This window comes from Paenibacillus sp. 1-18 (genome assembly GCF_000520755.1).
GTDB classification, from domain to species: domain Bacteria; phylum Bacillota; class Bacilli; order Paenibacillales; family Paenibacillaceae; genus Paenibacillus; species Paenibacillus brasilensis.
Genome location: NZ_ASSB01000244.1, coordinates 26625 through 40027, shown reverse-complemented (window position 1 = coordinate 40027; position 13403 = coordinate 26625). Strand labels below are relative to the sequence as shown.

The following is a 13403-nucleotide window of genomic DNA, read 5'->3' as shown; positions in this document are numbered from 1 at the left end:
CACATGGACCTTACCTGTAAAGTCCCTACCTTAACGTATTAGGTAAACCCTGCTTTTATACATCTCTACACAACGAGCAGAAATCTTAAAACCCCCTCCATTACTGCCAACAGCAAGCTCCATTCGAAACGTGCTGGTTATAAAAAAACACCCCCGGATTTCACAGGATGCATACATCCAATGTTAGTCCGGAAGTGTTCATTTTTTACTTGTAAGTTTTATTCGTAAGAGCGGGCCTTCAATACACGCATCACATTCAATACGGCCAGTAGTGTTACACCTACATCGGAAAATACAGCCTCCCACATGGTAGCAATACCAAACGCGCCCAACGTGAGAAATACCGCTTTGACACCCAACGCAAATATAATATTTTGCCATACGATACGACGCGTACGCTTGGCGATATGAATCGCCGTAACCAATCTTGAGGGCTCATCGTTCATAATTACGATATCTGCTGCCTCAATCGCAGCATCCGAACCCAAACCGCCCATCGCTACACCTACGTCTGCCAGTGCCAGCACAGGGGTATCATTAATGCCATCGCCCACAAATAAAACCTTGTCGCTCGTTTTCTTAGTTGCAGACAGCTGCTCAATCGCTTCTGCTTTATCCTGAGGCAACAGCTCTGCCCGTACTTCATCCAGACCCAGCTGGCGTCCTATAGCCTCAGCAACCGTCCGATTGTCACCCGTTAGCATGATCGTTTTCACCACACCCAGCTTTTTCAGCGAAGCAATCGTCCTCGCTGCGTCCTCCTTGACCTCATCCGAGATCAGAATGCATCCGGCATAAACTTTATCTACGGCTACATGAACGACCGTTCCTTCATCCAACGTCCCTGCCTGCTGTGCTGCGTCAAAAGCAACATGCTCCCGCTCCATCAGCTTCGCATTCCCGGCCAACACCAGACGACCATCAATCTGTGCTTGAATCCCGTGACCGGATATTTCACTATACTGCTGAACCCGCTCTGTCAGAAGCTCTTTGCCATAGGATTCACGCAGAGATGCTGCGATAGGATGCGTGGAGTGCAGCTCCGCCAATGCGGCGGTTTCCAGCAGACTTTCCTTCGTAAAGGCTTCGGCAGGATAAATCCCTGTTACGCGGAAAACACCTTTGGTGAGCGTGCCTGTTTTATCAAAAACAGCGTACTTTACATCATTCAGAGCCTCAAGATAGTTCCCGCCCTTGATCAGCACACCTGAACGTGACGCTGCCCCGATTCCGCCAAAGAAACCCAGCGGAATAGATACCACCAGCGCACATGGACAAGAAATGACGAGGAAAACAAGCGCGCGGTATATCCAATCAGCAAACTGTGCACCCGGTACAACAAGCGGCGGAACGACCGCCAGCAGCAGTGCGACGATAACCACAACAGGGGTGTAGTATCGGGAAAACTTGGTGATAAATTTTTCAGTCGGCGCTTTCTTGGCGCTCGCATTTTGCACAAGCTCCAAAATTTTAGAGACTGTGGATTCGCCAAATTCCTTGCCGACCTCTACAGTCAAAAACCCGTTCGTATTTATAAAACCGCTCAATACGCTGCTTCCCGGCTCAACGGTACGAGGCACAGATTCACCTGTCAACGCCGAGGTATCCACATGCGATTCACCGTCTACAACCTTACCATCCAGCGGAATCTTCTCGCCCGGCTTAATCACGATCAAATCACCTATGCGCACGTCCTCTGGCGAAACCCTCCGTACAGAGCCAGCCGTCTTCAGGTTGGCATAGTCTGGTCGAATATCCATCAGATCACCGATGGATTTGCGCGAACGGTTGACAGCAACGCCTTGAAACAGCTCTCCGATCTGATAAAAGAACATGACGGCTACGCCCTCAGGGTATTCTCCAATCGCAAATGCGCCTACCGTAGCCAGTGTCATCAGGAAATATTCGTCAAAGGCCATTCCCCGCACCAGACTGCGCGCAGCCTGTAGGACAACATCGCCGCCAACGATGATATATGCCAGCAAAAACAGAGCCAGCTTGCCCACACCCTCCACGGGCAACCACCAGGCAACAGCAGCAATGACTGCACCGGCAGCCAAGCGTGTAATCATAGGGCGCATACCTTCCGTACCATGATCATGGGTATGCCCGGCGTGGTTGTCATCTCCATGCGAATGCGAATGAGAATGAGTGGCATGACTATGACCATCCGCTGTGTGGTGATCATGAGGCGCGTGTGCATGTTTACCATCTGCATGATCCTTATGGTCATGACCAGCATGCGAGTGATGATGTTCAGCATGCTCATGACCACCGCATGCGCAGTCCGCTGTACTTCCTGCCTGCGCTGTGCCAGCCTCACTTCGACTGTCTTCACGCAAGCGTCCCCGGGCATTTTTGACAATCATCCGTATGTGCGGCTCCAGTCTGTAAACCTTGCGTTCCGTTTGACGAAGAACCTCTTCTTTTTGGTCCGAGCTTGCGGTCAGCGTCAATGTTTTCGTAACAAAATTGACCGAGCAATCAAGAACACCTTCTATTTTACTGACTCCATTTTCAATCTTTAGAGCACAGTTGGCGCAATCCAAGCCTTCCAAAACCCATTCGTGACGTTCCGTTCTTTTCAGAGCATCCATATCATTGGCCTCCTGATAACTATATATGAGCACTTGTTCATATATTATTTGTTAAGGCCATTATATTCAGAATTAGGGGCAGAAGTCAATGATAATAGCCCTTTTTACCAAAAAAATCATTTTCAACGGACAAGCACCAAAAGAGCGCCAACCCTTGGCGCCCTGCTGTTTATTTATTCAAAAAACTATTGATGTGAAATGTGCTGGTGGGTTTGCAAAAAGATCTGCTCCACATGATTATCATCCAGCGAATAAAACACCGTCTTGCCTTCCTTGCGCCGTTTGACAATACGCAGGTTGCGTAAGTAACGAAGCTGATGGGATACCGCAGATTGGCCCATGTTCAACACCTGAGTCAGATCATGGACACACAGTTCCTTTTGAGCCAGGGCGTATATTAGCTTAATCCGTGTCGGATCGCCCAGTGCTTTGAACAACTCCGACATTTTGTATGCGATGGAATCCTCAACAAGGGAAGATTTTATGCGCTCAATTTCTTGGTCTGAACCGTGACAAGCCGGCTCGCAATCCAAAGCTTCCGTTTCAGAATTCATCCTTTTCACCCCATGTGTTTCGACTTGATGCTCCTATTATAGCAAATTCGTAGAATTTACGAATAGCTTATATTACAGCTTGCCCTGTAACAGAGAAATTTCAAGCTTAATTCAACGATTTCAAAACTTCATCACTGTAAGGGATAATTGCTTCTATCTGTTGATCCCGCAGCTTGACCGCAAACGCCGGGTCTACCAGTAAAGCCCGCCCAACCGCGATCAGATCAACCTCTTCTCGCTCTACTAGCCCAACAAGCTGTTCTAGTCTCGCCTCAACGCTATTTGATTTATTGCTCTCACTATGATGAGATTTTTCCAGCTCACTCAAAAACGCCTTCTCCAAGCCAATGGAGCCTACAGTAATAACGGGCTTGCCTGTTAGCTTTTTGGTCCATGCTGCTAAAGTTAGATCAGAACCCTCAAACTCCGGTTCCCAGAAACGGCGGCTTGAGCAGTGGAATACATCTACCCCGGCCTTCACTAATGGAGCCAAAAACTGTTCAAGCTCCTGCGGTGTCTGTGCCAGCTTTTCTCCATAATGGTACATCTTCCACTGAGAAAATCGCAGTACAATCGGAAAATCCGGGCCCACTGCTCGGCGACAGGCCTCAATGACCTCTACCGCAAACCGGGTACGCTGAACCAAATTGCCTCCGTATTGATCTGTACGCTTATTCGTTTTGTCCCAGAAAAACTGATCAATTAAATAGCCGTGTGCTCCATGAAGCTCAATGCCGTCGAAGCCGATCCGTTTTGCATCTGCTGCCGCCTGGGCATAGGCTGTGATGATATCAGCAATCTCGGTCTCGGTCAACGGCTCAACTACCTTTTCACCGGCAGGAGAAATACCGGACGGGCCGACAGGCAATGCCTCGGGATTCGGTTGGTTATCCGCACCTATTTGGCGAGCTGTACCCACATGCCAGAGCTGCGGTATAATCTTGCCACCTGCCGCATGAACCTCCTCTACAACCTTCGCCCATCCCTTTAATCCCTCACCATAAAAGTTAGGAATACTCGTGTGCTCTACGGCTGATGGATGATTAATCGCAGTTCCCTCGGTAACAATCAAGCCCACTGCATTCTCCGCACGATGACGATAATACGCAGCAACCTCAGGGCCGGGAACACCTTGAGGGGAAAAATTCCGTGTCATTGGAGCCATAACAATCCGGTTGGGAAGAGATAAATTCCCTGCCTTAAAGGGCGCAAACAATAATTCGGTATTCATTACTTTGTTCCTCCGCTCTCCATTAGTATTATCGTTTTTAAACTTCTGCTATACAATTTTATTCTACACATATACAAACTAGAGTTCAAGAAGCCACAGTTATATGTCCCGACATGTTTTACACAAAAAAAAGGAATCGGCTTAAAGCCGATCCCTCTTTTATACGGTGCTGCTTACACCATTCTATTAGTGTGCCACCATATTGTATTCCATAATCCATACGGAACCACCAACAATGGTCAACAGGATAACTACACCAAAAATCAAAGTCATGACATTCCAGCGTGGTCCATTGCTCTCACGGATGTGCATGAAGAAAAATAGCTGAACCAGAAATTGCAGCACTGCCGTGGCCAAAATAACGACCAAGGTTGAAGTACGGCTCAACATATGATTCATAACCACACCGAGAGGAATGATGGTCAGTACGATGGACAGAATGAACCCGATAACATAGGATTTCACTGAACCGTGAGAATCATCATGACCATGCGAACCTGCTCCTGATTGATGCTGTGCCATCTACATCACCCCCATCAAATAAACGACTGACAGCAAGAAAATCCAGACAGCGTCCAAAAAGTGCCAGTATAAGCTCAGTGCTGAGACTTTACCCTTCGTTTCAGGAGTAAGCCCGCGCTTTTTCACCTGCAACATAAGCCCGATCATCCACACCAGACCCAAGGAAACGTGAAGTCCATGTGTACCGACCAGAGTGAAGAATGCCGACAGGAATGCACTGGTTCCATAATTGGCTCCTTCGTGTACCAATTCAACAAACTCGTAAACTTCAAAACCGATAAAACCAAGACCCAGGATCGCCGTCACGATTAACCAGCTGATTAATCCCTTCAGGCTTCCCTTGTTCATGGCCAACACGGCCAGACCACTTGTAAAGCTGCTTGTAAGCAAGAGGAACGTTTCAATAATAACGCCCGTCATGTTAAACAGCTCTGCGCCCCCCGGTCCTCCGGCTGTATTGTTCCGAAGGACGACGAAGGTAGCAAACAAGGTACTGAACAGGATCACGTCCGTTACGAGGAAGATCCAAAAACCAAGCATCTTCAATTCTTGCGGATCGTGATGTCCGTGGTCATGATCATGGCTTTGATGTGCTGCTGCTTGTGCCATTATACAGACCCCCTTATTGCGGCTTCCGTGCGTTTAACTTCATCCGCAGGGATATAGTAGTCGCCATCATAGGAGAAGAACGAACGGCAAATCATACAAATTGCCACACCGATCAGCCCTGGAATATAGAAGAACGACCAACCGAATACGAATCCGAAGCCTGCGATGAAAAAGAATACCGCCATAATGAACGGAATCGCCGAGTTTTTCGGCATATGAATTGCTTCAATTGGCGGTTGCTTTCTGAAAATACCTTTTGCACGTTTATCTTTCTCTGCCCACCAGTCGTCACGTTCTTCCACTTGCGGGATGGTAGCAAAATTGTATTCCGGTGCAGGTGAAGGAATCGACCATTCGAGCGTATGGCCACCCCATGGGTCGCCTGTTGTATCCTTCAGCTTACGGAAATTCTTGATACCCAGCAGAATTTGGAGAACCTGGAATAAGAAACCAATCCCCATCAGGAAGGCCCCAATGGTTGAAACAAAGTTAAGCGGCTGCCAGCCAGTATCCCAGCCGTAAGTGCTCAGACGACGTGTCATACCCATTAAACCAAGGGAATATTGCGGAATGAAGCATACATAGAAACCGATGTTCCAGAACCAGAAAGCCCATTTGCCAGGCGTTTCAGGCAGCGTAAAGCCGAACATTTTAGGCCACCAATAGTACAGACCAGCCAGATAACCGAACACTACACCGCCAATCAGAGCGGAGTGAAAGTGAGCGATCAGGAAGTAACTGTTATGGAACTGGAAGTCAGCAGGCGCTACAGACAACATGACGCCCGTCAAACCTGCAATCAGGAAGTTCGGAATAAATGCGATAGACCACATCATCGGAGTTTTAAATTCGATTTTCCCCCGATACATCGTGAACAGCCAGTTAAACACCTTAACCCCTGTTGGGATTGCGATAACCATCGTGGAAATCGCAAAGAATGCATTCACATCTGCACCTGATCCCATCGTGAAGAAGTGATGCGCCCAGGTGAAGAAGGACAAGATCGCAATAATGAACATAGCGTAAACCATGGATTTGTAGCCAAACAATTTCTTTTTCGAGAATACACTGATGACCTCGGAATAAATACCGAAAGCAGGCAATACTACGATGTATACCTCAGGGTGACCCCACATCCAAATCAGGTTGATATACATCATCGGGTTGCCGCCAAGGTCAAGGGTAAAGAAGTGTCCTCCTCCGAAGCGATCAAGGAATAGCAAAGCCAAAGTAACCGTCAGAATCGGAAACGCGAAAATGATAATAACACATGATGAAAATACGGACCACGTAAAGACAGGCATTTTCATCCAAGTCATACCAGGTGCGCGCATTTTAATAATGGTAACAATAAAGTTGATCCCTGTAGCCAATGAACCTATACCGGAAATCTGAATACCCCAGATATAAAAGTTCTCGCCAACGCCGGGACTAAATTGCAGCTCAGAAAGCGGCGGGTAGCTCAACCAACCTGCATCCGGCGAACCGCCAATGACGAAGGACAGGTTGAACAGCATCGCTCCCATAAAGAAAAGCCAGAAGCTTAGTGCGTTCAGGAAAGGGAACGCCACATCGCGTGCACCAATTTGCAGAGGTACCGCGATATTAAACAAACCAAACATCAAAGGCATCGCCATAAACAAGATCATGATCGTGCCGTGTGTTGTAAAGATCTGATTGTAATGCTCAGGATGCAGCAGTGTAACATCCGGTGTAGCAAGCTGAATACGCATCAATAATGCATCCACGCCTCCGCGGAATAACATCAAGATGGACGCGAGGATATACATGATACCGACTTTTTTATGGTCAACGGTAGTCAACCAGTTTTTCCAAAGCCAGCCCCATTTTTTGAAATAAGTGAGCACAAACACGATCCCGATCGTCGCAAGAGCGATAGAAACGTCCGCTCCATAAATCATCGGATCTCCAGTAATGAAGAAAGTGGATGCAAACTCTTTTATTTTCTCAAGCATTGGGGGCCTCCTTCCCTATAATCATTTAATTGTGTCCGCTCATATTCATATGACTCATGTCCATTGCACTTTTATCCTCTGTGCCAGACTTGGAAGAATCTTCAGTGGACGCTCCTTCGCCATGTCCTGCATGCGGGTTAGAAGCACCGTCTACTACATACTTAGTTACGATGTCCTGGAACAATCCGTCTGGAATTGAAGAATACTCATCAGGCTGGGATAAACCTGGTTTTGCAAGTGCCAAATAGCCGTCCTTGGTCAACGGTTTGGACTGTTTCTTGATGTCAGCGACCCAGTTTTTATACTCTTCATCCGACTGGACTTCCACATTAAATCGCATTTGTCCAAAATGCTCACCGCTAAAGTTTGCACCCGAGCCAAAGTAAGTTCCTTCGTGATCCGCCTGCAAATGCAGTTTCATAGCCATGCCTGACATGGTGTAGATTTGACCGCCTAATTGCGGAATCCAGAAAGAGTTCATCGGGGCATCGGCAGTCAGTTCAAAACGGACTGGAACACCTTTAGGAATGTGAACTTGGTTAACTGTAGCAATCCCTTCCTCCGGGTACATAAAGAGCCATTTCCAGTCCAGTGAAGTCACTTGAATGGTTACTGGCTTTTGTGTACTCGCCAACGGCTTGGAAGGCTCCAGCAAGTAGGTATATCTCGCAGTGATCACTGCAATAATACAAATAACGATAATTGGAATAGCCCACCATACAGTCTCCAACTTTCTGCTGTCATCCCAGTGGGGTTGATACTTGACCTTATTTGCCGGTGTGTCGCGATACCGCCAAACGATGAAGAAAGTCAAAATCATGACCGGTACAATTATAAGCGCAGACAATGCCGTTGAAAGAATGATCAATTCTTTTTGTGCTTGCCCAATGGGTCCTTTCGGATCGAAAACAACGTATTTTCCGCCAGCATAAAAACACGTCCAAATGAGCAATGCTACCGTGAGCACGGTCAAAACCAACGCAATAATCGCTTTTGGTTTTTTGTTCATGTTGTTCCCCTCTCCTTAAAATAATAAATTACTCAAAACTCTAACGAACTCCTGTAATGTTGCCCCTATATAAGATAGCAGAAAAGCGACCACTTTTTTTATTGTTAACAGAATTGTCGATTATTTGTCCGTTTTTTGTGAAAAACCTCTCTAAAAATTAAATTTCTCTTGCAAATTTAAAATCTTTTATTACTAAAAAAATGACATAAAATACGCTAATTTTATATCGCAAAGAAGCTATATTAAAGCAAAAAGCGGACCTCCTTACAGTTATCATGTTACACTGCTCGAAGACCCACGATGTTGTTTTCATTGAATATGTTGTTTCATTTCTTGTTTATGTTAACTGCGACCGTTTTCCTGATCTTCCTTTTTACGGGCAATGACAAATGATTTCCCAACGAGAAAAATAAAAATTCCGGCAACTACGCACCCAATACCTACCATTAAATATATATTACGATCACTTAAATTTCCTAGATCAAACAAAATAAGCATAATACCTGCAATGCAGGCGATCCACGCGATAACAGATACCGTACGGCTCATTTGCCTGTCAGTTGATCCAGATTTCCTAAAATTCGCAGCCATACCTCCACTCCCCTTGGTTTAAAATAGTTTCAAACGCCCTCGTCAGGTATTTTTGTCAGTATCCACATATCTTCCTTTTTTTATCCCTGTGGCGGCTGCATACTTGGAACAACCTGTAGCGCATCCTGACTATTATTACCCCAGGGGGCCTGCTGTCCAAACCAAACCGGAGTGAAGACAGAACTAGCTCCGCTATGTCAAAGCAGCTTTTTTTAGCGTCTGGTCTTCAGCCAGTTATTATTTACCACATTTTGATACCAGTAGTAGCTTTCCTTAGGGGGCGGACCTGTGTGCGAAAATCGACATGAATCATGCCAAATCTCATATTGTATCCTTCTGCCCATTCAAAATTGTCCATCAGGGACCATGCCATATATCCTTTGACATGAAGACCGTCATGAATAGCCCGGTGTACCTGTACCAAATGCTGCTGCATATACGAAATACGGCGTTCATCCTGAATCTTGCCGTTTACGATGTCATCGTTGATACATGCTCCATTCTCTGTAATGTAAATGTCGATGTTGCCGTATTTTTGCAAATAATGTAATACCTCATACAGCCCTCGTGATTCTACTGGCCAGCCGATATCCGTGACAGGCAGCCCCATATTGATCTCCTCGGATTGAAGGAAACCGGCTTCTGGATTAAAGCGATTAACCGACATACTGTAGTAATTGATACCGATCATATCAATCGGTTCTCGAATGATGTCCATATCCCCGTCCTGAATCGGTACGCTGGCTCCCTGCTCCGCAAACCAGTCTACCAAAAACTGTGGATATGAACCTTCTGCGCCCCATGGCTTCACTTCAAATTCCTTTTCGCTCGGAAAGAGCTCCTTCCACGTTTTTACGCCATACGCCTTGAGCGACTCCCTTTCCGGCTCCGAATAGGCTGCGATAATTTGTTCCGGAAATTTGGTAGTATAATAGTTGCCCGTAGGGTCCTACACGCCATCACCGTAGTGTCCGCTGATCAACGTGTACAGGTCCATACCGCTTGTTTTGTTGAAGCTGGTGGCATTGTTCGTTTTTTGCTCCAGTACATTTGCCGGAATCATGCGTTTGCCGTCCTTGATCTCATAATGCAACCCTTCAATTCCCCAGTTCACCAGCACCTGTCCTTCATCGGAGGCTAAAAAATCAAGGAACTTAATGACCCGCACCGGGTCCTTGCAGCTCTCTGTAATGCCTACACCATAACCTGACATGAAGCCTGTATCCTGAAAGGGATGATCCTTATATTCCTCCGAAAGTGTAACTGGAAAATGTGCATAGCTGGCATCCGCCTTGCCCGACGTTTTTAACGCATTTTCAGCCTCCAGATAGCCCCACTCCTGATCAATCAGACCGAGGACACGGCCGCTGGCAATTTTGGATTTGTATTGGTCACTTTTTTGCACAAATGAATCCTTATCCAGCAGCCCTTCATTGTACATGTGGTTTAACCAGCGAAAATATTCTTTTTCCACCGGGCGTTTGTAATGGAGCTTGGCTTCATAGGTCTTGGGGTCAATATTATATTCCCCATCGTCTGACGCACCGGTCGTCTGGTAGGCTGAATTGGTTACAGTAATCATGATTCTCCAGTCGTCCGCGTCCAGCGTAAGGGGAATGGTCTTTTTGCCGTCAATGGTCGGATGTTTGGCTACATAGGCTTTGAGTACGTTTTCATAATCCTGTAATGTTTTTACCTTTGGATATCCCAGTTCCTTAAGTACTCTGTGCTGAATTTCAAATCCACCCGTCGCATCAAAGTTTTTCTGTCCCACACCTGCATACGTAGGGATAGCATAGATGGCCTGATCCTTGCTGCTGTATTTCAGCCGATTCATGTAGGGGCCGTACAGCTTCTTAAGATTCGGCGCGTGTTCATTGATTAGATCGGTTAGATCAATCATGGCTCCGGCATCCACCAACTTGCTGATATTCGCTTTGGCAGAAACCAGATCCGGGTACTCTCCACTGGCTGCCATCAAAGCAATGCGATCATTACCGCCCCCGCCGCTGACATCAAATTCAGCATTCAGGGTTACACCCGTTTTTTTCGTGATTTCCTTGCCTATTTCATCCTTCATGCCGCTCCATTGCGGGCTTGGATCAGCCCCAAAAAAGCTAAACGTAATCGGATCGGTTCCGCTGGATGAGCCTTCCTTTGCTGCGTTTTGGCTTCCACCACAGCCTGCCAGTGCAGCAAGTGATACTGCAAGCAGGGGAATGAGTGCAAATCTGGACTAGTGTTTTTTCATGTTCCAAACCTCCTGTGTTCTCAATTTCGACTGTTATGATTTAACTGTTATGATTTAACTGCTCCCAGCGTCATACCGCCTACAAAATACTTTTGCAGGAACGGATATACGAGCAGAATGGGGAGCGTAACGGTAATCGTGATCGCCATTTTGATGGATTCTGGCGAAATTTGAGCCATTTGCTTCGCCATATCATTACTATTTGTCATGCTGGAGCCACCTTGCTGTGTACTTTGCAGCACCTTCATCAGCTCGTATTGCAGCGTTGTCCATTGCGAAGCTGTTCCGTTGTACAAATACGTATCAAACCACGCATTCCATTGATTTACCGCCAAAAAAAGAGCAATTGTCGCCAGCACAGGCTTGCACAGCGGTAAAATGATTTTCCAATATATTGTAAAATCATTTGCTCCGTCCAGCTTGGCAGACTCCTGTAACGCATACGGCAAACCATCCATAAAGGAACGAATGACAAAAACGTTAAATGCGCTAATCAGTCCCGGAAAAATATATACCCAGAACGTACCCAGCAATTGCAAATCACGCATCAAAATAAATACAGGCACCATCCCGCCGGAAAAATACATCGTCAACGCCAGAAAGGTGGATATGAACTTACGGGCGCGAAAATCGACTCGACTCAGCGTAAATGCAAGCATGGATGCACAAATGAGTCCCAGCACCGTTCCGACCACTGTACGTAAAATTGACACCTGCAGCCCCCGAAGAAGGCCATCGTATTGGAAAATCGTTTTGTAATTTTCAAGTGTAAACTGGCGGGGCCATATATAAATACCGCCACGAACCGTGTCCGTCGAATGGTTCAGAGAAATCGCAAGTACGTTCAGAAACGGATACAGTGTCAATACCACGATTAGAGCCATGAGGATATAATTGAACAGGTCAAATAGCTTTTCAGACCGGGTCGCGTTAAAAGCCTTGGTTGTCATTTCGTCTCTCCCTCCCTACATGATGCTTTCTTTAGTCAGTTTTTTGAATATACCGTTCGCCGTAAACAACAACAGAATACTGACCAATGAGTTGAAGATACCGATCGCCGTCCCGTAAGAGAAGCGGCCCAAATTAATCCCGTAATTCAGTGCGTACAAATCCAGCACTTCGGAATAATCCGTAACAAGACTGTTACCCAACAGGAACTGCTTTTCAAAACCGTTGCTGACCAGATGTCCAATCGCCATAATAAACAGAACGGCAATAGTCGAGCGGATCCCCGGCAACGTAATATGCCACATCTGTCTCCAGCGGCTCGCCCCATCCACGCGCGAAGCTTCATACTGTTCCTGGTCAATTTCGGTGATGGCGGCTAAGTAAATAATCGTATTCCAGCCTGTTTCCTTCCATATGTCGGAAGCGGTTACAATATACCAGAACCAACTCCCTTTGGCCATGAACTGAATCGGCTCATCCACAATATGAAGCGCTATCAATATATCGTTGACGACACCTCCGTCAATGGACAGCATCTTTGTGACCAATCCGGCAACCACCACCCAGGATACAAAATGCGGAAGGTAGGAGACCGTCTGCACGAAACGCTTGAACATCATTCCCCGCAGCTCATTTAGCAGAATTGCAAAAAAGATCGGTACAACAAAACCAAATACAATGCCCATCAGGCTCATCGCCAGCGTATTGCGTAATACCAGATAAAACCGTTCATCCTGAAAAAGCTCAATAAAGTTGTCCAACCCTACCCATTTCTGATCCAAAAACGATTTGGCCGGCTTATAATTTTGAAACGCCATCGTCCAGCCCCATAGTGGAAAATAACTAAAAACAAACACCCATATAACGAAAGGAATGGACATGAAATAAAGATACTTTTGCTGTTTCACGCTGTCCCACAAGCCTTTTCCACCGCGTTCGGGCTTTGACCCACGAGCCTTGCGCGTTCTTCCCCTATTGGATTCAGGAATCATGCCGCCAGGATTGGAAGCGGTTTCAATTGAAGATCCCATAACAAGCTCCTCCTCGTATGTGGTTACTACTATCATACAGTTATCATACTGTGCTGGATCAAAAGCTGATACCCGACGAATTAG

The 13403-nt window shown here is 46.5% G+C and carries 10 protein-coding genes and 2 pseudogenes; all 12 read right to left on the bottom strand.

Annotated elements, in window-relative coordinates; translation table 11 throughout:
- Positions 1-218: 218 nt before the first annotated feature.
- The 12 genes and pseudogenes from L693_RS0115335 to L693_RS0115280 all read right to left on the bottom strand — a co-directional run bounded on the left by L693_RS0115335 (position 219) and on the right by L693_RS0115280 (position 13319).
- A complete protein-coding gene (locus tag L693_RS0115335; protein ID WP_025718007.1) occupies positions 219-2597 on the bottom strand; it encodes a heavy metal translocating P-type ATPase in 2379 nt (792 codons plus the stop codon).
- Between the two features lie 185 nt (positions 2598-2782).
- Entirely contained in the window at positions 2783-3151 is a 369-nt protein-coding gene (locus tag L693_RS0115330) for an ArsR/SmtB family transcription factor (protein WP_007432172.1), read from the bottom strand.
- A gap of 106 nt (positions 3152-3257) precedes the next feature.
- Complete coding sequence (locus tag L693_RS0115325; protein WP_025718005.1) at positions 3258-4382, bottom strand: NADH:flavin oxidoreductase; 1125 nt, start codon at positions 4380-4382, stop codon at positions 3258-3260.
- A 186-nt stretch (positions 4383-4568) separates the two neighbouring features.
- Positions 4569-4904: a cytochrome o ubiquinol oxidase subunit IV gene (gene cyoD / locus L693_RS0115320; RefSeq protein WP_025718003.1), complete on the bottom strand. Its 336-nt coding sequence runs from the start codon at positions 4902-4904 to the stop codon at positions 4569-4571.
- On the bottom strand, positions 4905-5513 hold the full coding sequence (gene cyoC / locus L693_RS0115315; RefSeq protein WP_025718001.1) for a cytochrome o ubiquinol oxidase subunit III: 609 nt from the start codon (positions 5511-5513) through the stop codon (positions 4905-4907).
- Positions 5513-7489 (bottom strand): cbb3-type cytochrome c oxidase subunit I, encoded by a 1977-nt coding sequence (locus L693_RS0115310; RefSeq protein WP_025717999.1) that lies wholly within the window; start codon positions 7487-7489, stop codon positions 5513-5515. The genes cyoC and L693_RS0115310 overlap by 1 nt, the downstream gene beginning before the upstream one ends.
- 25 nt (positions 7490-7514) lie before the next feature.
- Positions 7515-8498 (bottom strand): ubiquinol oxidase subunit II, encoded by a 984-nt coding sequence (gene cyoA, locus L693_RS0115305; protein WP_025717998.1) that lies wholly within the window; start codon positions 8496-8498, stop codon positions 7515-7517.
- Between the two features lie 342 nt (positions 8499-8840).
- Positions 8841-9089: a hypothetical protein gene (locus L693_RS0115300; protein WP_025717996.1), complete on the bottom strand. Its 249-nt coding sequence runs from the start codon at positions 9087-9089 to the stop codon at positions 8841-8843.
- 212 nt (positions 9090-9301) lie between these two features.
- A pseudogene (locus tag L693_RS32460) lies at positions 9302-9882 on the bottom strand (family 1 glycosylhydrolase); the annotation flags it as partial.
- Positions 9883-11310, bottom strand: a pseudogene (locus tag L693_RS28170) (ABC transporter substrate-binding protein); the annotation flags it as partial. It lies immediately after the preceding pseudogene.
- Positions 11311-11387: 77 nt separating this feature from the next.
- On the bottom strand, positions 11388-12290 hold the full coding sequence (locus L693_RS0115285) for a carbohydrate ABC transporter permease (RefSeq protein WP_025717995.1): 903 nt from the start codon (positions 12288-12290) through the stop codon (positions 11388-11390).
- Between the two features lie 15 nt (positions 12291-12305).
- Positions 12306-13319, bottom strand: coding sequence for an ABC transporter permease (locus L693_RS0115280; RefSeq protein ID WP_025717994.1), 1014 nt, complete (start codon positions 13317-13319; stop codon positions 12306-12308).
- Positions 13320-13403 lie beyond the last annotated feature (84 nt).

What these genes read in the sequence shown, in the direction of transcription:
- L693_RS0115330 (WP_007432172.1), bottom strand. Translation starts at nt 3,151, where the DNA reads ATGAATTCTGAAACGGAAGCTTTGGATTGCGAGCCGGCTTGTCACGGT.
- cyoD (WP_025718003.1), bottom strand. Translation starts at nt 4,904, where the DNA reads ATGGCACAGCATCAATCAGGAGCAGGTTCGCATGGTCATGATGATTCT.
- L693_RS0115285 (WP_025717995.1), bottom strand. Translation starts at nt 12,290, where the DNA reads ATGACAACCAAGGCTTTTAACGCGACCCGGTCTGAAAAGCTATTTGAC.
- cyoA (WP_025717998.1), bottom strand. Translation starts at nt 8,498, where the DNA reads ATGAACAAAAAACCAAAAGCGATTATTGCGTTGGTTTTGACCGTGCTC.
- cyoC (WP_025718001.1), bottom strand. Translation starts at nt 5,513, where the DNA reads ATGGCACAAGCAGCAGCACATCAAAGCCATGATCATGACCACGGACAT.
- L693_RS0115335 (WP_025718007.1), bottom strand. Translation starts at nt 2,597, where the DNA reads ATGGATGCTCTGAAAAGAACGGAACGTCACGAATGGGTTTTGGAAGGC.
- L693_RS0115300 (WP_025717996.1), bottom strand. Translation starts at nt 9,089, where the DNA reads ATGGCTGCGAATTTTAGGAAATCTGGATCAACTGACAGGCAAATGAGC.
- L693_RS0115325 (WP_025718005.1), bottom strand. Translation starts at nt 4,382, where the DNA reads ATGAATACCGAATTATTGTTTGCGCCCTTTAAGGCAGGGAATTTATCT.
- L693_RS0115310 (WP_025717999.1), bottom strand. Translation starts at nt 7,489, where the DNA reads ATGCTTGAGAAAATAAAAGAGTTTGCATCCACTTTCTTCATTACTGGA.
- L693_RS0115280 (WP_025717994.1), bottom strand. Translation starts at nt 13,319, where the DNA reads ATGGGATCTTCAATTGAAACCGCTTCCAATCCTGGCGGCATGATTCCT.